The organism is Citrobacter sp. wls717 (assembly GCF_005280955.1).
Classification (GTDB): Bacteria; Pseudomonadota; Gammaproteobacteria; order Enterobacterales; family Enterobacteriaceae; genus Citrobacter; species Citrobacter werkmanii.
The window spans coordinates 82,616-104,690 of the sequence record NZ_SZWW01000016.1 but is presented as its reverse complement, the minus strand read 5'-3'; the positions used below and the strand labels follow the sequence as shown (position 1 = coordinate 104,690).

General features: G+C 48.9%; 24 protein-coding genes and 1 pseudogene. 12 read left to right on the top strand and 13 right to left on the bottom strand.

Annotation, left to right across the window (positions count from 1 at the left end):
* Nucleotides 1–418 precede the first annotated feature (418 nt).
* On the top strand, nucleotides 419–2,506 hold the full coding sequence (locus FDX09_RS10500) for a TonB-dependent receptor (RefSeq protein WP_137347166.1): 2,088 nt from the start codon (nucleotides 419–421) through the stop codon (nucleotides 2,504–2,506).
* A 338-nt stretch (nucleotides 2,507–2,844) separates the two neighbouring features.
* The gene (locus FDX09_RS10495) at nucleotides 2,845–3,135 is read left to right on the top strand and encodes a Bor family protein (RefSeq protein WP_038643122.1); all 291 of its coding nucleotides are present in this window, start codon (nucleotides 2,845–2,847) and stop codon (nucleotides 3,133–3,135) included.
* Between the two features lie 128 nt (nucleotides 3,136–3,263).
* On the opposite strand, the gene FDX09_RS10490 is transcribed toward FDX09_RS10495, so the two are convergent.
* Together FDX09_RS10490 and FDX09_RS10485 are read right to left on the bottom strand one after the other, a co-directional pair.
* Nucleotides 3,264–3,470, bottom strand: coding sequence for a hypothetical protein (locus FDX09_RS10490; RefSeq protein WP_137347165.1), 207 nt, complete (start codon nucleotides 3,468–3,470; stop codon nucleotides 3,264–3,266).
* Between the two features lie 167 nt (nucleotides 3,471–3,637).
* Nucleotides 3,638–5,161 (bottom strand): cyclic diguanylate phosphodiesterase, encoded by a 1,524-nt coding sequence (locus tag FDX09_RS10485; RefSeq protein WP_137347164.1) that lies wholly within the window; start codon nucleotides 5,159–5,161, stop codon nucleotides 3,638–3,640.
* A 236-nt stretch (nucleotides 5,162–5,397) separates the two neighbouring features.
* Here FDX09_RS10485 and FDX09_RS10480 point away from each other — a divergent pair, with 236 nt between their 5' ends.
* The 4 genes from FDX09_RS10480 (at nucleotide 5,398) to yibB (ending at nucleotide 8,062) form a co-directional block, all read left to right on the top strand.
* Nucleotides 5,398–5,670, top strand: coding sequence for a hypothetical protein (locus FDX09_RS10480; protein ID WP_085049536.1), 273 nt, complete (start codon nucleotides 5,398–5,400; stop codon nucleotides 5,668–5,670).
* A gap of 149 nt (nucleotides 5,671–5,819) precedes the next feature.
* Nucleotides 5,820–6,359 carry a cytochrome b gene (locus FDX09_RS10475; protein ID WP_087857715.1) on the top strand — a complete coding sequence of 180 codons (540 nt, stop codon included), beginning with the start codon at nucleotides 5,820–5,822 and terminating at the stop codon, nucleotides 6,357–6,359.
* A 200-nt stretch (nucleotides 6,360–6,559) separates the two neighbouring features.
* Nucleotides 6,560–6,802 carry a DinI-like family protein gene (locus tag FDX09_RS10470; RefSeq protein ID WP_137347163.1) on the top strand — a complete coding sequence of 81 codons (243 nt, stop codon included), beginning with the start codon at nucleotides 6,560–6,562 and terminating at the stop codon, nucleotides 6,800–6,802.
* Between the two features lie 402 nt (nucleotides 6,803–7,204).
* Nucleotides 7,205–8,062, top strand: coding sequence for a protein YibB (yibB, locus tag FDX09_RS10465; protein ID WP_137347162.1), 858 nt, complete (start codon nucleotides 7,205–7,207; stop codon nucleotides 8,060–8,062).
* A 129-nt stretch (nucleotides 8,063–8,191) separates the two neighbouring features.
* Here yibB and FDX09_RS10460 read toward each other — a convergent pair whose 3' ends face one another.
* The 10 genes from FDX09_RS10460 to FDX09_RS10415 all read right to left on the bottom strand — a co-directional run bounded on the left by FDX09_RS10460 (nucleotide 8,192) and on the right by FDX09_RS10415 (nucleotide 15,975).
* A complete protein-coding gene (locus FDX09_RS10460; protein WP_137347161.1) occupies nucleotides 8,192–9,151 on the bottom strand; it encodes a DUF523 and DUF1722 domain-containing protein in 960 nt (319 codons plus the stop codon).
* Nucleotides 9,152–9,164: 13 nt separating this feature from the next.
* Nucleotides 9,165–9,695, bottom strand: coding sequence for a DUF3833 domain-containing protein (locus FDX09_RS10455; protein ID WP_137347160.1), 531 nt, complete (start codon nucleotides 9,693–9,695; stop codon nucleotides 9,165–9,167).
* Nucleotides 9,692–10,219, bottom strand: coding sequence for a hypothetical protein (locus FDX09_RS10450; protein ID WP_137347159.1), 528 nt, complete (start codon nucleotides 10,217–10,219; stop codon nucleotides 9,692–9,694). The genes FDX09_RS10455 and FDX09_RS10450 overlap by 4 nt, the downstream gene beginning before the upstream one ends.
* Entirely contained in the window at nucleotides 10,219–10,701 is a 483-nt protein-coding gene (locus tag FDX09_RS10445) for a DUF2878 domain-containing protein (RefSeq protein WP_137347158.1), read from the bottom strand. The genes FDX09_RS10450 and FDX09_RS10445 overlap by 1 nt, the downstream gene beginning before the upstream one ends.
* A complete protein-coding gene (locus FDX09_RS10440) occupies nucleotides 10,698–11,918 on the bottom strand; it encodes a cyclopropane-fatty-acyl-phospholipid synthase family protein (protein WP_137347157.1) in 1,221 nt (406 codons plus the stop codon). Before FDX09_RS10440 ends, FDX09_RS10445 begins: the two co-directional genes overlap by 4 nt.
* Nucleotides 11,915–12,637: a DUF1365 domain-containing protein gene (locus FDX09_RS10435; protein WP_069324320.1), complete on the bottom strand. Its 723-nt coding sequence runs from the start codon at nucleotides 12,635–12,637 to the stop codon at nucleotides 11,915–11,917. Before FDX09_RS10435 ends, FDX09_RS10440 begins: the two co-directional genes overlap by 4 nt.
* 1 nt (nucleotide 12,638) lies before the next feature.
* On the bottom strand, nucleotides 12,639–13,895 hold the full coding sequence (locus FDX09_RS10430) for an FAD-dependent oxidoreductase (protein WP_137347156.1): 1,257 nt from the start codon (nucleotides 13,893–13,895) through the stop codon (nucleotides 12,639–12,641).
* Complete coding sequence (locus tag FDX09_RS10425; RefSeq protein WP_087857722.1) at nucleotides 13,892–14,611, bottom strand: SDR family NAD(P)-dependent oxidoreductase; 720 nt, start codon at nucleotides 14,609–14,611, stop codon at nucleotides 13,892–13,894. Before FDX09_RS10425 ends, FDX09_RS10430 begins: the two co-directional genes overlap by 4 nt.
* Nucleotides 14,608–15,042, bottom strand: coding sequence for a nuclear transport factor 2 family protein (locus FDX09_RS10420; RefSeq protein WP_038639921.1), 435 nt, complete (start codon nucleotides 15,040–15,042; stop codon nucleotides 14,608–14,610). Before FDX09_RS10420 ends, FDX09_RS10425 begins: the two co-directional genes overlap by 4 nt.
* A 204-nt stretch (nucleotides 15,043–15,246) precedes the next feature.
* Nucleotides 15,247–15,975, bottom strand: a complete 729-nt coding sequence (locus FDX09_RS10415) for a MerR family transcriptional regulator (RefSeq protein WP_087857723.1) — start codon at nucleotides 15,973–15,975, stop codon at nucleotides 15,247–15,249.
* Nucleotides 15,976–16,013: 38 nt separating this feature from the next.
* Between FDX09_RS10415 and FDX09_RS23915 the strand changes: the two are divergent.
* A pseudogene (locus FDX09_RS23915) lies at nucleotides 16,014–16,169 on the top strand (integrase); the annotation flags it as partial.
* Nucleotides 16,170–16,269: 100 nt separating this feature from the next.
* Here FDX09_RS23915 and icd read toward each other — a convergent pair.
* Complete coding sequence (gene icd / locus FDX09_RS10405; RefSeq protein WP_038639915.1) at nucleotides 16,270–17,520, bottom strand: NADP-dependent isocitrate dehydrogenase; 1,251 nt, start codon at nucleotides 17,518–17,520, stop codon at nucleotides 16,270–16,272.
* Nucleotides 17,521–17,721: 201 nt separating this feature from the next.
* Here icd and rluE point away from each other — a divergent pair, with 201 nt between their 5' ends.
* The 5 genes from rluE to purB are packed head-to-tail and all read left to right on the top strand — an operon-like array spanning nucleotide 17,722 to nucleotide 22,026.
* Nucleotides 17,722–18,345 (top strand): 23S rRNA pseudouridine(2457) synthase RluE, encoded by a 624-nt coding sequence (gene rluE, locus FDX09_RS10400; RefSeq protein WP_087857724.1) that lies wholly within the window; start codon nucleotides 17,722–17,724, stop codon nucleotides 18,343–18,345.
* Between the two features lie 9 nt (nucleotides 18,346–18,354).
* Nucleotides 18,355–18,816, top strand: a complete 462-nt coding sequence (locus tag FDX09_RS10395; RefSeq protein WP_038639907.1) for an NUDIX hydrolase — start codon at nucleotides 18,355–18,357, stop codon at nucleotides 18,814–18,816.
* Between the two features lie 53 nt (nucleotides 18,817–18,869).
* Entirely contained in the window at nucleotides 18,870–19,976 is a 1,107-nt protein-coding gene (mnmA, locus tag FDX09_RS10390) for a tRNA 2-thiouridine(34) synthase MnmA (protein ID WP_003832402.1), read from the top strand.
* A 34-nt stretch (nucleotides 19,977–20,010) separates the two neighbouring features.
* The gene (gene hflD, locus FDX09_RS10385; RefSeq protein WP_032940122.1) at nucleotides 20,011–20,652 is read left to right on the top strand and encodes a high frequency lysogenization protein HflD; all 642 of its coding nucleotides are present in this window, start codon (nucleotides 20,011–20,013) and stop codon (nucleotides 20,650–20,652) included.
* Nucleotides 20,653–20,655: 3 nt separating this feature from the next.
* Complete coding sequence (gene purB / locus FDX09_RS10380; protein ID WP_038639900.1) at nucleotides 20,656–22,026, top strand: adenylosuccinate lyase; 1,371 nt, start codon at nucleotides 20,656–20,658, stop codon at nucleotides 22,024–22,026.
* Nucleotides 22,027–22,075: the final 49 nt, after the last annotated feature.

Genomic DNA, 22,075 nt, shown 5'->3' with positions numbered 1-22,075 from the left:
AGATTTGCGTTATGTTTATGCCGCTTAACGATGCATTGTCGTTAAGCAGTCTCCTGGGAAAGGGATTATGGCGAAGAGAATTGGCGAAAAAAATGATGCGGCGCAGAAAAGTATGACGATTTTCTAAAATTATCATACTTTTTTCTGATACTCCGTTATGAGTACGATGTGAACCCCAGAAATTGTTTAAAATTCAACCATTCATTCAATAACATATTAATTCAATTCTAATAATTACCATTAAGACTATTGTCTTAACCACCATTCCCTTACGCTAAATCAATGACAATTTATGTATATTTATTCAAGAAAAACACCAGAAATGACAAGTTATGTAAATCCATAATGATAATTATTTGTATTATCATTTTCATCAATTATCTTACTGCCTTTGAATTTTAACAAAGGAAGTTTGACTATGCGTTTAAAACCGATTGCCTCTGTCGTTCTGTCCTGTATGGGTTTTACCAGCCCCCTGGTTTTTGCCGAAGATGTCATGGTAGTCACCGCCTCCGGTTACGAAAAGAAAATTACCAATGCAGCAGCCAGTGTTTCCGTGATTTCGCAGCAAGAGTTACAAACCAATAAATATAATGATTTAGGTGAAGCCCTGCGTTCAGTAGAGGGCGTGGATGTCGAAAGCAGCACCGGTAAAACCGGTGGTCTGGAGATCAGCATCCGTGGCATGCCTGCGAGCTATACCCTGATACTGATTGACGGTATTCGTCAAAACGGCAGCAGCGATGTAACGCCAAACGGCTTCTCTGCCATGAATACCAGCTTTATGCCCCCGCTGGCGGCAATCGATCATATCGAAGTGATCCGCGGCCCAATGTCGACGCTGTATGGCTCCGACGCAATCGGTGGCGTGGTGAACATCATTACCAAAAAAAGTACCGATAAATGGAGCACCTCCATCAATACCGGCGTTAACCTGCAAGAGAGTAATAAATGGGGTAACAGTACGGTGGCCAACTTTTGGTCCAGCGGTCCGTTAATCGCAGGCGTGCTGGATATGCAGGTTCGTGGGAGCACAACGCAGCGCCAGGGCTCAAGCGTCACCTCTTTGAGCGATACCGCCTCTACTCGCGTACCCTATCCAACTGAATCTGAGAACTATAATATCGGCACGCGCCTGGACTGGAAAACCAATGAGAACAACACGTTGTGGTTAGATCTCGACTCTGCCAGACAGCGCTATGACAATGACGATGGACAGTTGGGCAACCTGACGGGAGGTTATGATAAAACGCTGCGCTATGAGCGCAACAAAGTGACTCTCGGCCACGATACCGCTTTAACGTTCGGCACCTGGAAATCTTCCCTCGGCTGGAATGAAACCGAGAACAAAGGCCGACAACTGGTCTCCTCCGCGCTCACGCCGGAAAACGCGGGCCGTGCCGGTGATGCGCGAGAACTCAAGAACACTAACGTCATTCTGGACTCGGTGCTGCTGACGCCATTAGGTGACTCACACCTGTTAACCCTTGGTGGGGAATACTGGGATGCGCGAATGAAAGACGGTGTCGTACTGGCCAATACCGGCGAGACGTTCCACCAAAAAACGTGGGCTGCCTATGCGGAAGATGAATGGCATATTCTAGACTCACTGGCGTTAACCGCAGGTACACGTTATGAACATAATGATGTCTTTGGCGGCCACCTGAGTCCTCGCGCCTATATGGTTTGGGATGTCTCCGATGAGTGGACGCTCAAAGGCGGTGTTACTACAGGTTATAAAGCGCCCTCACTCAGCCAGTTGCATAACGGCATTAGCGGCGTAACTGCGCAAGGAACTGTTAATACTGTCGGTAACCCTGACCTCAAGCCGGAAGAAAGTATCAGCTACGAAACCGGGCTATATTATGAAAACGAGGCCGGACTGAACGCCAACATTACCGGCTTCTATACCGAATATAAAAATAAAATTGTCTCGTATTCTATCGATGATAATACCAACAGCTATACCAATAGCGGTAAGGCAAGGACCGATGGTGTTGAATTCGCCAGCACCTTCCCTCTCTGGTCGGACGTACTGAGTTTATCTCTTAACTATACCTACACACAGAGCAAGCAAAAAGATGGTGATAATAAAGGCGCACCGTTGAGCTATACCCCCAAACATATGGCTAACGCCCGCCTGAACTGGCAGGCTACAGAAGATATGAACGCTTGGTTGAGCGCCCGTTATCGCGGTAAGGCGCCACGCTTTACCGAAAATTATGAGAACCTCAGCGCGGTACAAAAGGCGGTGTATGACGACAAAGGCGCGAATTTAAAAGCCTGGACCGTTCTCGATATGGGAATGTCTTATAAGCTGACCAAAGACCTGACGCTGAATACGGCAGTCAATAACGTACTGGATAAAGACTTCAGCGAAGTTAAACTGTATCAGGTTGGTCGCAATAGCACCTACGCAGGTGACTACTATCAGACTGCACAATCCACTACCGGCTACGTAAATCCGGGTCGTAACTACTGGGTTTCGTTAAACTATCAGTTCTAATTGTAAAATGTTTTATTGGCAGGACTATCTCTGATAGTCCTGCCAATATGCAACTGATATCATTCTCGCGTACATGAATTCGATATTCCCGTCTCAACAACATTAACACACCCCTATTTTTGTGCGTGCTTAATGTTGATATTAATAAAATGTGAGTTGATACCGTAAGTTATCAACAATGACCTACAAAGCATAAACAAAAAAATTAATTATTTATCTAACTAAATAATAGATAAACAGCCAGCACAATACTGTCATGCATAAACGCTGGTCGGATATGTACCAGCGACATTAAAGAAGATCATTTTCTCACTATCCAACAGTTGAGAATGGTAAAAATGAAAAAGTTAATGATTGCGATTATTGCTGCAACAGCTTTATCCGGTTGCGCTCAGCAAACCTTTAAAATCAACAACGGTATTGCAGAAAAACCCACACAGGAAACCAGACAGAATTTTTTTATTAATGGTATTGGCCAGTCACAAACCATCGATGCAGCTTCTGTTTGCGGCGGTGCAGACAAGGTTGTTCGCACTGAAGTTCAGGAGTCGGGTATGGATGTTTTCTTGCGCATCATCACGATTGGCATCTATACCCCTCGTGAAGCCAGAGTGTATTGTTCTAAGTGATATTTTAAGCAGGTATTTTCAGGAATACCTGCTTAACTTAATTGATGGTTAATAATATTGAACATTACTGAGAGATGGTAGTACCGAGTCAATATACGCCTTAATAAAACATAAGAAAAATTAAACAATCAGTACAGAAAAACGCCCTCCTGCATCATTAAGTACATTGCCAAAACAATAGCTCCGGCGATACCGCCTAAAAACAGAACAGCGGCAATTGCTAGTTGGTCGCGGTTTGTGTACTTAGTATTACTGCGCACATCCACCATTTTCTTATGTACTACCTTCACTCCACGATTTGAATCGCGTGCCCTGGTAAATGCTATATCTGTCATGCTGTTATCCGTTTGCTGTATGTAAAAATGCAAATAACCACCACATGACTAAGGATATATTTTTTGAATAGCGCGATCTGAGATTTATCTCACGATAAAGAAAAACACAGGATTTCTACGGCCGATTCTCCCCCATTCTCACCTTTATCAACAAGATTTCTCCCGTTTTATTCGACAAAAACCTTCACTTTGGGTTTTGAAAGCAGAATAAGGATAAACTCAGTAAAAGTGACCGGTTTATAGAAGTAGTATCCTTGCAGAAAAACAATGTTGTTTTTGTTAAGATAATCAAGCTGCGCTTTCGTTTCTACTCCTTCTGCAACAATGCTTAAAGACAGCTTACGCGCCAGATCGAGTACACAATCTAAAATTCGGGTTGAGTCGGGAAGGTCATTTACCCGTCCCACAAAACTCTGATCGATCTTGATATAATCAATGTGCAGATCATGCAAGTAAGAAAGTCCAGAATAACCTGTACCAAAATCATCTAACGCAATGACAAAACCATTTTCATGTAGCGTATTAAGCCTCTGCACAAGATCATCATCCACATGCAATGGTTCTCGTTCAGTCACTTCGATCACCAAATTTAGATCATCACGACTGAAACTACCTCTGTAGCGCAGGCACTCCTCCACAAACGCAGGGGAAGTAATATGGGATGCGCTGAAGTTAATTCCGACATGGAAACCGGATGGTAATTTGCTGGCGATGGAGTTCATATTCGCAGAGACCTGCTTCATCAAGTTTTGAGTAAGCGGTACTATCAGACCTGATTTTTCGGCAACCGGAATAAAAGAGGCAGGAGAGATATATCCAGCCCTTGGGTGCTTCCATCTTGCCAGCACCTCAACACCGCGTAACGTTCCATCGCGACCATTTACGATTGGTTGATAAAAAGGCACTATCTCCCCTTTATCTATCGCTCGGCGCAACGTTTCTTCAGGGGTATCGTTCTTATTCAAATATTTATCGATAGCATACGCTACAGCTGCCGAGATCAGCAGGATGAAAATCAGTATTCCCAGACCATTAGTGACAAGCCTTTTTAAGCTAAATAATGGAGGCTGATCGAAAATAATGCTGAAGGGATACTTTGCAGAATCCACCTGACCAGACTGCGGCGCGTTCGCCTTGATGACTTTCACTTCCGCCGATGAACCGAGTACTTTGTCGCCCACCCGCAACGAATAGGACAGCCCTTTTATTGGGACATTCAATGCGCCCCGGATATGCACTCCACTTATTGTGATAATGATACTACTTGTTTGAAAATGAGTTTGGTAAAGCAGAACAGGTATCTCATTCACCGTATATTGCGCAGGGGCCAGCAGCAAATTTGTATCAGGTATAACGGGTATTTGCTTCAGCAGGATCCGATTACCAGGCAGTGAGGTGCACCAAACCTTCCCTTGCCGAATAATAATCAACGTTCGTAGATGAGGCCGAAGCGCGGCTTCAGTTCCGAGCTGATATTGGCTCTCCAGATCGCATTTCTTTTCAGCGATGCGCTTAGCTGTGCCCGTTGCCTGGAAAGCTTCATTAAGTATGTTGTCCATATTTTTCGCAGCATATCGAGCGCCCCCCAAAGCTTCCTGCGATGAGGAATACCAAAGTTGCATATTGAGAATAAAAACGCCGATTACGAACAGACATATCGCAGCAAATATCGGTAACAGTGCTTTGCGCATTCTTATATCCTGTGGCGAAAAATGAACTCGTAAAACGAACGTTGACTGGGTCAAGTTTGTCTCTACAGAGCATGGTAGACAGCAACATAAATCGCCATGGAACCAATCACATTTTTTAAATCACATCATAACATATTGATTAATAGTAAATAATCATTGAACATTTTCAGTGCAATACCAGTATTGCACCACATTTAATTTGCTATCATATGTAGGCATAACGAGGAGGTGAGCCAATGAAAATTTTTATTACTGACGATGGCGGAAATCTGATCCCTGTCGATGGAAAAAGCGTCGTCATCGAACTAAATAATGGCAAAACGATTGAGATAGCCGAGGAATACGGCAGAGACGACATTCCTGAAGGGATCAATCTTTGGGGTGGACGGGAACCGTCTCCTTCACTCCCTTTTGAGGAAATCAAAGCCAGAACTGAAAGCCTCGGCGTTTACCCATTAGCAGCCAATGCTCTACACGTTTTCCCGTACAAAATCTCGTCGAAAAATTGAATCCTGACAAACTCGCAGTGAACACCAATCAACTATCCGATCGTGTTACCCGAAGCAGACATAACAAAACCCTAATCTCTTAATGAAAATAAGGATTTGTTAAGCTTAATACGATACGGTTGTGGTGGCGTATCATTCGAGGAAAAATAATGAACAGATTCTCAAGACTTCAGATTCGCTTGCACTGGTTAACTCTGGTGTTAATCGCGATAACCTATGCCGCAATGGAATTTCGCGGTTGGTTTCCCAAAGGCAGTACCCTCTATCTGTTGATGAAAGAAACACACTATAATGCAGGGGTATTTGTCTGGTGTTTAATGATAATACGTTTAATTCTCAAACATAAGTATGACGATCCAGCGATCGTACCTACGCCACCCCAGTGGCAGAGGATATCAGCCAAATTAATGCATATCATGCTCTATGTCTCTTTTCTGGCGCTACCGTTATTAGGTATCTTGACGATGGCTTACGGCGGAAAGAGTTGGTATTTTTTAGGGCTAAACATTCCCGCTTTCTTTCATAGCAACGGTGAAATAAAGGCCGTCGTAAAAACTATTCATGAAACTTTGGCAAATGTAGGGTATTTCCTGATTGCAGCCCATGCTGGCGCGGCATTATTTCACCACGCCATACAGAAGGACAATACCCTGTTGCGAATGATGCCTGAGCATAAACACCTGAAATGATAATCTTAGAAACATAGGCACTAAAACACCAAGAAAGCATTAGTTTATTTATCAGTCATCATAATGCTTATGTTTCTTTCTCTCTCCTCATTACATTATCATCACCAGGCGACGTCAATTCGTATTGACGTCGCCCCTTGTATATCAGATAAAAACACAGTATAAGTACTGTATGTTTATACAGATAAAGGCAAGTAACAATGTTCGTGGAACTCGTTTATGACAAAAGGAATTTTGATGGTCTGCCAGGCGCAAAAGAGATCATTCTGGGCGAATTGAGAAAGAGAGTGCAGCGGATCTTTCCAGATGCTGATGTCCGGGTTAAACCGATGCTGACTCTACCAGCGATCAACACTGACGCCAGTAAGCACGAGAAAGAACAGATTAGTCGCACTGTTCAGGAAATGTTTGAAGAAGTCGATATGTGGCTGCTTTCAGATTAAATACCCTAATTTGCTGTGACTTAAATTCCTGAAAGATTGCCGGCTAACCGCCGTTATGTTCTGGCATACGACTCCGTCACGGCAACACTCATCACTGAGCAAATATCATTTGTCCTGTCCGGGCATCTTTGCTTCTGTAGCTTAATTATTCCAGATGCCGGAAGATAAACCAATAAGAAATAATAACATTATATATTATGACACTTTAAATAATAAACAGCTGCAATATATAATTTTACAGCTCGATAAATCCAATCTGTTGTTTATCATTTCAGATATCAAATTATGCTTTCCGACCCATGTTGATACTGATAGAATACCGGGATATTACAAATTGTAAAAAAATATATTGCTAATATTTTGGTGGTTTTTGGACAAATATAGAAAAGGGACTACATAGAAATGAATTCATCTATTACCATCGTTACAGCATTTTTCGATATAGGACGAGGAAACTGGACGAGTGATAAAGGTTTCTCTTCTCATCTAGAGAGAACATCTGATACCTACATCAATTATTTTAAAAACTTGTCTGAGTTAGATAATGACATGGTTATATTTACATCCTGCGATCTCAAACCAAAAATAGAAAAAATTAGAAATGGTAAACGTACTGTTGTAATCCCCTTAGATATTAATAAAAAATTCCAACACATTAAAAACAGGATTTCTCAGATCCAGAGAAATGATGAGTTTAGAAATAAGCTTGAAACTCGCCAACTAATAAACCCTGAATACTGGTCCTCAGACTACGTACTAGTTTGCAACCTGAAGACATACTTTGTAAATAAGGCAATAGAGTTAAACCTTGTAAATAATAATATGGTTGCATGGGTTGATTTTGGTTACTGTCGTAATGCGAAAGTAATAGATGGATTATCTCGCTGGGATTATCGTTTTGACGTCAACAAAGTTAACTTATTCACAGTAAAAAAAGGGTTAACTGTCAAAACGCTTCATCAGGTTTTCGATCACATGATTAATAATCGCTCTTATATTATTGGCGGTGCCATTATTGCAACACAAAATAAATGGAAAGAATTTTATGAATTGGTTTGTCAGTGCCAAATGACAACGCTTAAAAACAATATTGTGGATGATGATCAGGGTATTTTTATAATGTGCTACCATTATAAACCTCAATTAATCAAACTAAATCATCTCGGTAAGAACCGATGGTTCAATTTGTTTAAACTGTATGGCAGGAATGATTTTGTTTCTTTTTCACGAAGGTTAAAAGTAACACTTATCGGGAAATAAGATTAAATTGTAGACATACACAATACCGATAAAGGTAAAGCTGACGTCTACTATGAGCGAAGAGCGGTAATTAAAGATTCGAACACGACATAAATTATCACTCTGCTCGGTTCTGTTTATCAGTCATGATCATTTAACAGTCAGTCGCAATGCTAATTCTTGCGGGTAGGGATCAAAGTAATTCTGCGTCAGCAGATAATCGTCCGGGTATTCCGCCAGATAATGTTTCAGCAACGTCATCGGGGCCAGGATGGGCAGTAGTCCTGCGCGGTAATGAAGGATCACCTCGCGCAACTCGCCGCGCTGACGCATTGTTAACTGATTACGGAAGTACCCCTGAATGTGCATAAGCACGTTTGTGTGGTTTTTACGTGAGGCGGGTTTCTTCAGAATTGTCATTAAATTATCCCGGTAGACCGCAAAGAAAGCCTCCAGATCCTCCCATTCATGCAGTGATGCGACAAATGGGCCAATTTGCCTATATCCGGCCTGATGGTGAGCCAGCAATTGCAATTTATAACGGCTATGAAAATCCAGTAGAGCCCGCCGCGTCAGGCCATTTTTGCGCAGCATATTGAGCTCATGTAGGGCGAAAACCCTTTCGACGAAGTTTTCGCGTAGGACCGGATCGTGCAACCTCCCGTCTTCTTCTACCGGTAGCCACGGATATTTCTTCATCAGCGCGGCGGTAAACAGTCCCACCCCGTCTTTACGCCCACGATTGCCTTTATCGTCATATAAGCGCACACGTTCCATGCCACAACTGGGGGATTTTGCACAGACGATAAAACCGGACAGTGTGTCCAGCCCTGCCAGATACCGCTGGCAGAAGTCAGCCATTTCGTCGGTCACGTCTTCGTGAGGTGCGTGACTAAAACGCATGCGAATATCCCCGACGGTCGTTTGCACCAGGCGCAGCGCTGGCCGAGGGACAGGCAAACCTATCGCCATCTCCGGGCAAACAGGCTGGAAAGTCACCCACTGGGCTAGTTTCTCCATCGCAAATTCTGCCCGTTTATGCCCGCCGTCAAAGCGGACGGCAGAACCCGTTAAACAGCCGCTGATCCCAACGATGGGTTGCATTTTCATGACCTCTTCCTCACTATCGCGTTTTACGGGAGAAGAAAAGCGTCACCGTACCGACGGTGAGGCCAAATTTCTTCATCTCCGTTTTATTAAACAGATGGTTAGCATCCTGCATGTACATCCAGTCGTCAAAATTCAGCAACCAGGTTCTGCCTCTGGCTTTCACATTCATGCTGTAATGCCAGTTGAACGCGTTGCCCGCTGCTTGCCCCTTCGCCACGCCTTCAATGTCACCGGCAGTACCTTCGTAACGATCGGCGCTAACTTTACGGATATGCCACACCCGCTGCTGTTTCTCTCCATCGTCGTACACAAAGCGTTCGTTGAGGGTCAATGTGTCTCCCACCACATCGCCGTTAATATCGACATGGAAGCGACGAAGCTGTTTACCGCTGCGGTCCTGAATCATCCCCCATGCTTGCGTTTCTCCCTGAAAATACTGAAAGATATCCAGCGTCGGCTGCTGTTGCCGATAGTCGGCAATTTCAGCGCTACAACCAGCCACCTGCATCAGCAAGGGCAGGCTCAGGGCCAGTAAACGTTTCATTTTTCACCTCCAGTAAGCTGCTGACGCAGCTCAGGATATTGCGTGCGGGAACCCAGCCAGACAGAGAGAAAGTTTTCGCTGAACGCCGCCGACTGCGGTGGGCCAAGCGGGATAAAGTGCCTTTGAGCCGCTGAAGCGCGATACCAAAACTTCCCCTGCTTATCTTGCAATACAAAAGCCAGTTGCGTACCTGGCGCGACGTCTGGCCATATCTCACTCAACATGCGAAGCCAGGACTCACTCTGCGCTTCCCGCCCGAGAATACCCTGCGCTCGCCACTGTTCGCGGGTGGCATTAACCAGTTCTTGCCGTTCAATATTGCGCTGATAGGTGATAATCAGTGCTTGATCCTCTTTCAGCCCGCGATAGCGCCCATCCGGCGTGCGCAGTTGTGAGGTATAGATCGTGAATGGTCCCCATGAGAGCGTCGCATCGCCGACTTGCCGCCAGCTTAACCAGTCAGCGGCACCGGCAAAAGGCGTCGTCGCCATGACGCCCAGCAGTATCAATAAGGCAGGTTTCATTAGTGTTTCCCCATGAAAATATGAAAAAACAGCATCAACACCAGCCAGCCCGTCGCCATTAAGCCAACAACAATAAATGTTGGTTCCAGAAAAGTAATGGCCCCCAAACGCTCTCCTATCACATAGGCGATCGGCCCACCACCGGTGGCCATTATGGCCAGCAGCCATCCCGGCAAGGTAGTCGAGCAGGTAAGGTGCGTCCACAGGACAGCGAACATGAGCCAAAGCGCAACCATCCATAACGGCAACAATGCTTCGCCGTGAAAATTAATCAACCCCGTCAACGCCCACAGCGCATCCAGACCACTACCCACCGCTGCCAGCATTAACGCGTACAGACGTTGCGCAGACGGCAGCAAGAAGCAGGCCAGAATAGCCAGCCCAAGCCATAACGCCAGGCCGCGCTCACGAAATAACACCACCATGAGCCAGTACAGATCGAACCCGACAGCCAGGAAAAAGACCTGTAAATGGCGGTTCATGGACGTTCCGCCGTCAGTTGCACCACGCTGATCGTGCGGGCGTTAAAACCGGCTTCGCAGTAGCCGAAGTAGTACAGCCACATACGGCGAAAACGCTCATCAAATCCCAGTTTTTCAATGTCATGCCAGGCGTGAACAAATCCTTGTCGCCAGTGCGCAAGCGTCCGGGCGTAGTCGGGCCCCATATCGAACAGATTACGAACCACAAAGTCAGTATGCTTTGTCATCAGGCCGCTCATCGCGGTGATACTGGGTAAAAAGCCCCCTGGAAAGATATAGCGCTGAATAAAATCAACGCTTTTGCTGTATTCGCGATAGCGCTGATCCTGAATGGTAATGGCCTGAATCGCCAGTTTTCCCCCACGACGCAGTCGCGCCTGGCAGGTACGGAAAAACGTCGGCAGATAACGCTGACCAACCGCTTCGATCATTTCAACCGACACCAGTTTGTCGAATTCCCCGGTCAGGTCGCGGTAGTCGCACAGCAGGACGTTGACTCTCTCCTGTAAACCTGCGCGGGCAATCCGCGCTTTCGCCCAGGCAAACTGTTCCTGAGACAGGGTCGTGGTGGTTACACGGCAACCGTAGTGGCGGGCGGCGAATTCCGCCATCGCCCCCCAACCAGTACCAATCTCCAGCAGGTGATCATTTGCGGTCAGTGCCAGTTGCTCGCAAAGCCGCGCCATTTTGGCCTGCTGAGCCTGCGCTAAAGACTGCTCGGGGCAGGTGAATAATGCGCTGGAATAGAGTAAATCCTCATCAAGAAAGTGCGCGTAAAATGCATTGCCGAGATCGTAATGCGCGGCAATGTTTTCTCTTGCTTGTTGCCGATGGTTGCGACGCGTCCAGTGACGCAAACGCTCGGCAGGTCGGCCAAGCAGGCGAAAACCGCTTTCCAGGCGTCCCAGTAGGGTGCTGTTAAGCGCAAATATTTGCAGTAACGGCGTGAGCTGTTGCGTTTCCCACTCTCCGTCCATCCAGGCCTCAGCCGCTGCAAGACTTCCGCCTATAAGCACCCGCCAGTACACCCTGGGCGAGAGAATATGTACGTCAGCGCGTAATTCAGCTGAAACATCACCAAAATGTAAGGTCTGCTCCCCTTCCCGCACCGTGACAGAACCCTGGCGAAGGCCGCTCAGCATGCGGAAAAGAAGCCAACGCGCCACACGCAGGTTGCGCGGAACATCAGGTTCAAGCGCAAAGACGGGATCGGTCATGATCGTTCACTCCTGCTGACGGGATGGTTGTAGAGAGGGACTCGCTTGAGCCACAGGCGTAGCGCCTGCCAGTAAATCGCGAACACCGTTTTCAGCGTCATCAACGGCAGTCGTAGCAGCAACGCGCGTAAACTCGCCTGCGTCAACGGCTCGCGTTTGAGCATCAGGCTGGCATCAAAAATCTTCTCTGCCTGGTGGTTTTCGATATGCATATGCAGCGTTTTACCCGGCGGGTTAAATCGCCAGTGATAGACCATATCCATCGGGTTAAATGGCGATACATGGAACGCTTTTTCCGACGGACGCTTTTCCTGTGCGTCTACAGCGTAGTAATGTCGCTCATTCCATGGTGTATTGCGGACTTCCGCCAGTACCCAGCGCAGACGCTGTGAACGGTCATAGCAGTAGTAAAAATTGACCGGGTTAAAATGAAAACCGAAATAGCGCAGCTGTGTCAGAAGCATTACACGCCCCCCGGGATGTTCGCCCGTCAGGCAGGCAAGCTTATTCAACACGCTCTCTCTTAACGGTGCCCCCAGCGGGTAATCCGCATCATGAAAAGCGGCCGCGGCGAAGCGATTACATTTCACGCCCACGCCCGGAAGCTGTGCGAGTTCATCTAAATCGAGCCACGCCATAAACACCTGATAACTAAACTGGTGTGTTGCTGGCTGGAGGCGGCGATGGCGCAAAACACCGTGGTACAGGCAGCTGTTCATCTTAGCCCCCCTCTCCTGCGGCAATGCCGTGTACTACATCGAGCGCGCTGCGCACGCCATCCTCATGAAAGCCGTTGTACCAATAAGCCCCGCAGAACCAGGTCCGACGCAGGCCGTTGATCTCAGTGCGGCGCGCCTGCGCGCGCCAGCTGTCGGGATTAAACAATGGGTGCTCGTAGACAAAGCGTCGCCAGACGAATCGCTCGTCAATAGGGGTGTCCGGGTTGAGGGTCACGCAGAATAGCGGGCTTCCTTCGGGTAATCCCTGGAGAATATTCATGTTATAGGTGACGCAGGCGCTGGCGCGATCTTGCCCACTCAGGCGGTAATTCCAGCTTGCCCACGCGCGTTCGCGTACCGGTAACCAGCGGCGATCGCTATGCAATACGACCTCGTTACGCTGCCAGCTAATTGCGCCCAGCACGTCGCGTTCTGCGGGGGTGGCATCACCAAGCACGACCAGAGCCTGCGAAGAATGACAAGCGAAGATCACCTGATCAAACGTCTGTACTGATCCTGCCAACTGGATTTTGACGCCGCTGTCGTGACGAATAACCTGCTGAACAGGCGCATTGAGGTGCAATGCCAGACGCTCACCCAGCTTCGCCAGCATAACGCGAATGTACTCGCGCGATCCGCCTGGCACCACGAACCACTGCGGACGATGCCAGATATCCAGCAGGCCGTGGTGTTCAAAGAAGCGCAAGAACAGCGGCAACGGAAAACGGCGCATCTCCTGTAGCGAAGATGACCAGATGGCTGCGCCCATCGGCAGAATATAATGACGCGCAAAGAACGTACTGAAATGGTGCTGGTCGAGGAAGGTCTGTAGCGTGGCGTTTGCATCGACATCATTCAATGCCCGTTTAGCCAGACGATTAAAACGGACAATCTCTTTCAGCATTCCCCAAAATGCGGGTTTGAGCAGGTTCTGACGTTGGGCGAACAAGGAAGTCAGCGTATGACCGCTGTACTCCATACCGCTTTGCGTATTATGCACCGAAAAACTCATCTGCGTTTTTTGCCCCTGAATACCGAGTTCACTCAGCAAGCCCATAAAACGCGGATAAGTTCGGTCGTTGTAGACGATAAAGCCGCTATCAATTGCGAAATTCCCCTGTGGAGTCGCTATATCTACCGTCGCAGTATGGCCGCCCGGGGTCGACGCCGCTTCAAAAAGCGTCACCTGATGATGTCCGGCCAGACGCCAGGCGCAGGTTAATCCGGCAATACCACTGCCAATGATAGCAATTTTCATGAACGCACCATCCTGCGCAGCAACGCGCGCTGGAGACTCTCAGGCAGCCCGGCCAACAGACGCAGCAACACGCCAAAACCTGTCGGGAAGGCAATACTATTTTTTCCTTTCGCCAGGCCACGGCGAATAGCCTTCACCGCCTGCTCTACACTCACCTGCCCGGGCATAGGAAAATCGTTTTTACGGGTAAGCGGGGTATCAACAAATCCTGGCGAAACGACGGTCACGGCAATACCTTTTGGCTCCCAGTCCAGACGCAAACTATTGGCAAACCAGGTTAGCGCGGCTTTAGACGCACCATAGGCTTCCGCCCGTGGGAACGGCAGCCAGTGCGCCATCGAACTGACCAGCACCACGCGGTTACCGGAAGTTAACTGCGGCTGAAGCGCTGCCAGGCAGTTGATGGGGCCGTGATAATTCGCCGCCATCACCCGTTCAACCTTCCCTGCATCTATCCAGCCGTGGTCGAGATATTCGCAAGTTCCGGCACAGAGAATAACCAGTTCGGGTTTGCAGTCCGCCAACGCCTGGCGACAGGCGTCCCTGTCTGTCATATCGAACAGGCGTACTGTGATGTTGGCGTGGGATTGGCGCAGTTGTTCCAGCCTTTCGGGATTGCGGCCACAGGCAATCACGTGACAGCCGTCATCGGCCCATGATTTTGCAAGCCCGGCGCCAATCCCAGAACTTGCGCCAGTAATGAGGACAGTCATCATGCGCGCACCCTCCTTTTAACGTGGCGAACGGCCCAACCCAACAGAGGCAGATGCTCATAGAGCATCTCACCGGCATCGTAATAATCACGCTGGCGAAAAATCTTCTCGCCATGTGTCTCGACCATTGAACATCCCGGCAAAGATCGTATTTCTCCGCCAGCAATACGCGGATGCGACCAGTACATTGTCCACGTCACGGCAAACCGCCCGGTCTCACACAGTGGAGGGTCAATGGCAAAACGGCAGGCATTCACATTCGCCAGGAGATGCGAGAAATAGCGCTGAATGGCAAACAGCCCGTTATGTTCCCCGAAGGGATCGACAAGTACCGCGTGCACGTCGTACAACCCGGCAAGCGCGGGGACGGGCTGGCGATCCAAACTGGCGTAGTAATCCACAAACCTGTCGATAACGGATGGCGGTGCGCGCATAGCTCTTACCCTTGTGTGAACCACATTACGTAGACGGTATAATTAAAACTTACACAAACACTTTAATTTGTCCAAGTTTATACTAAAAAATAATTATAAATTCATTTAATTCAACAAATTAAAATTTAGTATTTTTGAAAGAATTTATTCGTAAGCCACTAAGGTAGTGGCCAATCAACACACAAGAAAGGTAATGACAGAGGATTAAAGCGGGATCACTTCGAGGGAGTTGACCTGCTGTTGCCAGAGGTCTATCTGTTTTTTGCGCGCTACGGTGAGTTTGCCGGACGTCACCAACAGCCATTTGCGATCGGGGAAAATTTCAGGCGCAAGCATCGCGGGCGGTACAGGAAGCACATCAATGCGATGTCCTTGTCCAGTGCGACCAAGCGCTTCAAGCCAGATCTCGCAGGGGTCGGTAAGATGCCAGCCTGTAATCAGGTAGTTATCGCCCGGCGCACGCTTATCCCCTTCCAGGCAAAACGAGGTGTAAGAAATAATAATACCATCGAGGATTTCACGCAGCGTTATGATAGCCGGCACGTTAGCTGATACCTGGCTTCGCAGAGGACGCAGCACCTCGCTCACCAGTTCAGGGCGGGGATATTCGCGGCCGGCATCATAAATAAGCTGGCGCAGAGATTCTATCTTCCCTTCGTTCAGGCGCTGCAGCATACTCTCTTGCAGAGCGAGCCAGTTATTCGTTCGCCGGGCACCAGGGCGGGACAGCAACGGTTTAACCTGGCTTATCGGTACGCCTTTTTTCACCCAATCGAGAATTTTAAGCGCCTGTTGGATATCGTCATCGCTATACAACCGGTGCCCACCATCCGTACGCTGTGGTTTGAGAAGTCCATAACGACGTTGCCAGGCGCGCAGCGTTGTGGCGGTTATTCCACAAAGCCGCGCAAATTCACCGATGGAATAGGACATACAGAGCACCGAATAACCAAGAATACTTTCAATATACTACGAACCACGAGCAACAATCACTTTCAGAAAGAAGATATAAAACACAAGGGATTGATATCCAGAAATTATTGGAACGTAAATCAAGAGAAATGACAGACAAATATCACGACGACAGGGGTAAGGATTGGACTGTTGTCGAAGTAAAAACAGGGTGAGCACGCCTGGTTTTTGGGGAAATGTTTTGGGGAAACAATGTTGCAGGCATAAAAAACGGGAACCTCTCGGCTCCCGTTCTCACACAACCCAGAATCTGGATTACATGTTTTCGATGATCGCGTCACCAAACTCTGAACATTTCAGCAGCTTAGCGCCGTCCATCAGACGTTCGAAATCATAAGTTACGGTCTTGGCATTGATTGCGCCTTCCATACCTTTAACGATCAGGTCAGCCGCTTCAACCCAACCCATGTGGCGCAGCATCATTTCAGCAGACAGAATGATAGAACCTGGGTTCACTTTATCCTGGCCTGCGTACTTCGGCGCAGTACCATGAGTCGCTTCGAACAGCGCACATTCGTCACCGATGTTCGCGCCCGGCGCGATACCAATACCACCCACCTGTGCTGCCAGCGCATCAGAGATGTAGTCGCCGTTCAGGTTCATACACGCAATCACATCATACTCAGCAGGGCGCAGCAGGATCTGTTGCAGGAATGCATCGGCGATAACGTCCTTAACCACGATTTCTTTGCCGGATTTCGGGTTCTTGATTTTCACCCACGGGCCGCCATCGATCAATTCACCACCGAATTCTTCACGCGCTAACTGATAACCCCAGTCTTTGAACGCGCCTTCAGTGAACTTCATTATGTTACCTTTATGTACCAGGGTAACAGAATCGCGATCGTTCGCGATGGCGTATTCAATCGCCGCACGAACCAGACGCTTAGTCCCTTCTTCAGAACACGGCTTGATACCAATGCCGCAATGTTCCGGGAAGCGAATTTTCTTCACGCCCATTTCTTCACGCAGGAATTTAATCACTTTCTCAGCGTCTGCGGAGTCCGCTTTCCACTCGATACCCGCATAGATATCTTCGGAGTTTTCACGGAAGATAACCATGTCGGTCAGTTCAGGGTGTTTTACCGGGCTTGGCGTACCCTGGTAATAACGCACCGGGCGCAGGCAGACATACAGGTCAAGTTCCTGACGCAGAGCAACGTTCAGAGAGCGAATACCGCCGCCAACTGGCGTGGTCAGAGGGCCTTTGATGGCAACACGATACTCACGAATTAGATCAAGGGTTTCAGCAGGCAGCCAGACGTCCTGACCATAAACCTGAGTGGATTTCTCGCCGGTGTAGATTTCCATCCAGGAGATTTTACGCTCGCCTTTATAGGCTTTCTTGACAGCAGCATCGACAACTTTGATCATCGGTGGGGTTACATCAACGCCGATACCGTCGCCTTCAATGAACGGGATAATCGGATTTTCAGGAACGTTGAGTTTGCCGTTTTGCAGGGTGATCTTCTTACCTTCCGCCGGAACAACTACTTTGCTTTCCATTCACCTCTCCTTCGAGCGCTTCTGGTTTGCTCGTCTGTCATCGCGCTGCATGTGCATTGGCGTCCTGCTGCACGACTGCGTTAGAGCAATTTTTTGTTAATGATTTGTAATGAGCGTGTCAATACTACCCTATTGTTCGTCGCCATGAAAGACACTCGTTCTTAGGCTATAATGCGGCAATTGATATAATCTGAAAATACCATGCAAAAAACTTCTTTTAGAAATCACCAAGTTAAGCGATTCAGCTCACGACAAGTCACTAAACAGCGTAAAGAAAGCCAGCCAAAACGCGTGGTTTTGTTCAATAAACCCTACGATGTTTTGCCACAATTTACTGACGAAGCCGGACGCAAAACGTTAAAAGATTTTATTCCCGTGCAAGGCGTGTATGCTGCGGGTCGTTTGGATCGGGACAGTGAAGGGCTTTTAGTGCTGACCAACGATGGCGCATTACAGGCGCGGTTAACGCAGCCCGGCAAGCGCACGGGGAAAATTTATTATGTTCAGGTTGAGGGAGAACCTACGCCCGAGGCGCTGGAAGCCCTGCGTACTGGCGTAACGCTCAACGATGGCCCTACACTGCCCGCAGGAATTCAAATGGTAGAAGAACCTGCCTGGCTGTGGCCGAGAAACCCGCCCATTCGTGAACGGAAGAATATTCCCACCAGTTGGCTAAAAGTCACCTTATATGAAGGCCGCAACCGTCAGGTACGTCGGATGACGGCGCATGTTGGGTTTCCTACGCTGCGCCTCATACGCTATGCCATGGGCGATTACACACTGGAAAATCTCGCTAACGGCGAATGGCGGGATGCAACTGTATAAGGAAGCTGTATGTTCAAACCACACGTCACGGTCGCCTGCATTGTGCATGCAGAAGATAAATTTTTAGTGGTTGAGGAAACCATCAACGGCAAAGCTTTGTGGAATCAACCTGCCGGGCACCTGGAAGCGGACGAAACTCTGGTGCAGGCCGCCGCTCGTGAGCTATGGGAAGAGACAGGCATCAACGCACAACCGCAGCATTTCATTCGAATGCATCAATGGATTGCGCCAGACAAAACGCCCTTTTTGCGTTTTCTGTTTTCTATCGAACTTGCCAATATGTGCGCTACTGAACCTCATGACAGTGATATAGATTGCTGTCGCTGGGTCAGCGCAGAAGAGATTCTTTCAGCGCCAAATCTGCGTTCGCCGCTGGTTGCCGAGAGCATTCTCTGTTACCAGAGTGGAGAGCGCTATCCGCTGGCAACGATCGGCGAATTTAACTGGCCGTTTACAGAGGGTGTCAAGTAAAGGGCTGCGTGCTAGAATATGCCGCCTTGAAGTTCAATGTCGTGAGTATTCCTATGTCTGAAAGCCCAAAAAAAGTGATCGTCGGCATGTCCGGCGGTGTCGATTCTTCCGTATCAGCCTGGTTGTTGCAACAACAGGGTTATCAGGTAGAAGGCCTGTTCATGAAGAACTGGGAAGAGGACGATGGTGAGGAATATTGCACAGCGGCTGCCGACCTCGCGGATGCGCAGGCTGTTTGCGACAAACTCGGCATTGAACTGCATACCGTTAACTTTGCTGCAGAATACTGGGACAACGTCTTTGAACTGTTCCTGGAAGAGTACAAAGCGGGTCGTACGCCGAACCCGGATATTCTGTGCAATAAAGAAATCAAATTTAAAGCCTTCCTTGAGTTTGCCGCCGAAGATTTAGGTGCCGATTACATCGCCACCGGTCACTACGTACGCCGCGCGGATGTCGACGGAAAAAGCCGCCTGCTGCGAGGGCTCGATGGCAATAAAGACCAGAGCTATTTCCTCTACACGCTCGGCCATGAGCAAATCGCGCAAAGCCTGTTCCCGGTTGGCGAACTGGAAAAACCACAGGTGCGTAAAATTGCCGAAGATCTCGGACTAATTACGGCCAAGAAAAAAGACTCCACCGGTATCTGTTTCATCGGCGAACGCAAGTTCCGCGAGTTTCTTGGTCGCTACCTGCCGGCTCAGCCAGGTAAAATCATCACCGTTGACGGTGAAGAGATTGGCCAGCACCAGGGGCTGATGTACCACACTCTGGGCCAACGTAAAGGTCTGGGCATTGGCGGTACAAAAGAAGGGACGGAAGATCCATGGTATGTGGTGGATAAAGACGTTGAGAACAACATTCTGGTTGTCGCTCAGGGTCACGAACACCCACGTCTGATGTCCGTTGGTCTGGTGGCGCAACAGCTGCATTGGGTCGATCGCGAACCGTTCACCGGCACCATGCGCTGCACGGTGAAAACCCGTTATCGTCAGACCGACATTCCGTGCACCGTTAAAGCGCTGGATGCTGAACGTATTGAAGTCATTTTCGACGAACCTGTCGCGGCGGTAACGCCGGGTCAGTCGGCTGTCTTTTACAATGGCGAAGTCTGCCTCGGCGGCGGAATTATCGAACAACGCCTGCCTTTGCCGGTCTAATTATTTACACATTTGATACAAGGAAGCAGTGAACGTGGCAAAGAACTATTATGACATCACCCTCGCCCTGGCAGGTATATGCCAGTCGGCACGCCTGGTGCAAGAACTGGCGCACCAGGGGCATTGTGATGCCGATGCGTTACACGTTTCGCTCAACAGTATCATCGACATGAACCCCAGCTCTACGCTTGGGGTTTTTGGCGGGAGTGAAGCTAACCTGCGACTTGGCCTTGAAACGTTGCTGGGCGTGCTCAACGCCAGCAGTCGTCAGGGGCTAAATGCGGAACTCACCCGCTACACGTTAAGCCTGATGGTACTGGAGCGTAAGCTGTCAGCTGCCAAAGGCGCTATGGACACGCTGGGAGACCGTATCAACGGCTTGCAGCGCCAGTTGGACCATTTTGATTTGCAGTCAGAAACGCTGATGAGCGCAATGGCCGGCATTTATGTTGACGTCATCAGCCCACTCGGCCCGCGTATTCAGGTTACGGGTTCTCCTGCCATCCTTCAGAGCCCGCAGGTTCAGGCCAAAGTACGCGCTTCGCTACTGGCTGGCATTCGTGCAGCAGTGCTCTGGCATCAGGTTGGTGGAGGCCGTCTGCAACTCATGTTTTCTCGTAATCGCCTGACGACTCAGGCAAAACAAATTCTTGCTCATTTAACCCCGGAGTTGTGATCTATGGAATTATCCTCACTGACCGCCGTTTCCCCTGTCGATGGACGCTACGGCGATAAAGTCAGCGCGCTGCGCGGGATTTTCAGCGAATACGGTTTGCTGAAATTCCGTGTACAGGTTGAAGTACGCTGGCTGCAAAAACTGGCCGCGCACGCAGCGATCAAGGAAGTTCCTGCTTTTGCTGCCGACGCAATCGGTTTCCTTGATGCGATCGTCGCTAACTTCAATGAAGAAGATGCTGCGCGCATCAAAACCATTGAGCGTACGACCAACCATGATGTGAAGGCAGTTGAGTATTTCCTGAAAGAAAAAGTGGCTGATATCCCGGAGCTGCATGCCGTTTCCGAGTTTATTCACTTCGCGTGTACGTCAGAAGACATCAACAACCTGTCTCACGCGCTGATGCTGAAAACCGCTCGCGACGAAGTGGTCCTGCCGTACTGGCGTAAGCTTATCGACGCAGTGAAAGATCTGTCCGTACAGTATCGCGATATCCCTCTGCTCTCCCGTACCCACGGCCAACCCGCCACCCCATCCACGCTGGGCAAAGAAATGGCGAACGTGGCCTACCGTATGGAGCGCCAGTACCGCCAGCTTAACCAGGTCGAAATTCTCGGTAAAATCAACGGCGCCGTCGGTAACTATAACGCCCACATCGCCGCTTACCCGGAAGTTGACTGGCATCAGTTCAGCGAAGAGTTTGTTACGTCGCTGGGCATCCAGTGGAACCCTTACACCACGCAGATTGAACCGCACGACTACATTGCCGAGCTGTTTGATTGCATCGCCCGTTTCAACACTATCCTGATTGACTTTGACCGCGATGTCTGGGGTTACGTGGCGCTGAACCATTTCAAACAGAAAACTATCGCCGGTGAGATCGGTTCCTCCACCATGCCGCACAAGGTTAACCCAATCGATTTCGAAAACTCCGAAGGTAACCTGGGTCTGTCTAACGCGGTTTTGCAACACCTGGCGAGCAAACTGCCGGTGTCCCGCTGGCAGCGCGACCTGACGGACTCTACCGTTCTGCGCAACCTGGGTGTCGGTATTGGCTATGCGCTGATCGCATATCAGTCCACGCTGAAGGGCGTGAGCAAACTGGAAGTCAATCGCGAGCATCTGCTTGATGAACTGGACCATAACTGGGAAGTGCTGGCCGAACCTATTCAGACCGTAATGCGTCGCTATGGCATTGAAAAACCGTACGAGAAGCTGAAAGAGCTGACGCGCGGTAAACGCGTTGACGCCGAAGGTATGAAACAGTTTATCGATGGCCTGGCCCTGCCGGAAGACGAGAAAACTCGCCTGAAAGCGATGACACCAGCCAACTATATTGGTCGCGCCATCACCATGGTTGATGAACTGAAGTAATCTGGTTTGTGCCGGACGGCGGTTTCGTCAGTTCCGGCCTCCAGTTGAT

Coding starts and splice junctions, on each gene's coding strand:
- FDX09_RS10460 (WP_137347161.1), bottom strand. CDS start 9,151: ATGAAAATGCAACCCATCGTTGGGATCAGCGGCTGTTTAACGGGTTCT.
- FDX09_RS10490 (WP_137347165.1), bottom strand. CDS start 3,470: ATGACAGATATAGCATTTACCAGGGCACGCGATTCAAATCGTGGAGTG.
- FDX09_RS10430 (WP_137347156.1), bottom strand. CDS start 13,895: ATGAAAATTGCTATCATTGGCAGTGGTATTGCCGGATTAACCTGCGCC.
- icd (WP_038639915.1), bottom strand. CDS start 17,520: ATGGAAAGCAAAGTAGTTGTTCCGGCGGAAGGTAAGAAGATCACCCTG.
- mnmA (WP_003832402.1), top strand. CDS start 18,870: ATGTCTGAAAGCCCAAAAAAAGTGATCGTCGGCATGTCCGGCGGTGTC.
- FDX09_RS10500 (WP_137347166.1), top strand. CDS start 419: ATGCGTTTAAAACCGATTGCCTCTGTCGTTCTGTCCTGTATGGGTTTT.
- FDX09_RS10485 (WP_137347164.1), bottom strand. CDS start 5,161: ATGCGCAAAGCACTGTTACCGATATTTGCTGCGATATGTCTGTTCGTA.
- FDX09_RS10435 (WP_069324320.1), bottom strand. CDS start 12,637: ATGAACAGCTGCCTGTACCACGGTGTTTTGCGCCATCGCCGCCTCCAG.
- FDX09_RS10455 (WP_137347160.1), bottom strand. CDS start 9,695: ATGAAACGTTTACTGGCCCTGAGCCTGCCCTTGCTGATGCAGGTGGCT.
- FDX09_RS10425 (WP_087857722.1), bottom strand. CDS start 14,611: ATGATGACTGTCCTCATTACTGGCGCAAGTTCTGGGATTGGCGCCGGG.
- FDX09_RS10415 (WP_087857723.1), bottom strand. CDS start 15,975: ATGTCCTATTCCATCGGTGAATTTGCGCGGCTTTGTGGAATAACCGCC.
- rluE (WP_087857724.1), top strand. CDS start 17,722: ATGCAAAAAACTTCTTTTAGAAATCACCAAGTTAAGCGATTCAGCTCA.
- FDX09_RS10395 (WP_038639907.1), top strand. CDS start 18,355: ATGTTCAAACCACACGTCACGGTCGCCTGCATTGTGCATGCAGAAGAT.
- FDX09_RS10495 (WP_038643122.1), top strand. CDS start 2,845: ATGAAAAAGTTAATGATTGCGATTATTGCTGCAACAGCTTTATCCGGT.
- FDX09_RS10445 (WP_137347158.1), bottom strand. CDS start 10,701: ATGAACCGCCATTTACAGGTCTTTTTCCTGGCTGTCGGGTTCGATCTG.
- yibB (WP_137347162.1), top strand. CDS start 7,205: ATGAATTCATCTATTACCATCGTTACAGCATTTTTCGATATAGGACGA.
- FDX09_RS10475 (WP_087857715.1), top strand. CDS start 5,820: ATGAACAGATTCTCAAGACTTCAGATTCGCTTGCACTGGTTAACTCTG.
- FDX09_RS10450 (WP_137347159.1), bottom strand. CDS start 10,219: ATGAAACCTGCCTTATTGATACTGCTGGGCGTCATGGCGACGACGCCT.
- FDX09_RS10440 (WP_137347157.1), bottom strand. CDS start 11,918: ATGACCGATCCCGTCTTTGCGCTTGAACCTGATGTTCCGCGCAACCTG.
- purB (WP_038639900.1), top strand. CDS start 20,656: ATGGAATTATCCTCACTGACCGCCGTTTCCCCTGTCGATGGACGCTAC.
- FDX09_RS10480 (WP_085049536.1), top strand. CDS start 5,398: ATGAAAATTTTTATTACTGACGATGGCGGAAATCTGATCCCTGTCGAT.
- FDX09_RS10420 (WP_038639921.1), bottom strand. CDS start 15,042: ATGCGCGCACCGCCATCCGTTATCGACAGGTTTGTGGATTACTACGCC.
- FDX09_RS10470 (WP_137347163.1), top strand. CDS start 6,560: ATGTTCGTGGAACTCGTTTATGACAAAAGGAATTTTGATGGTCTGCCA.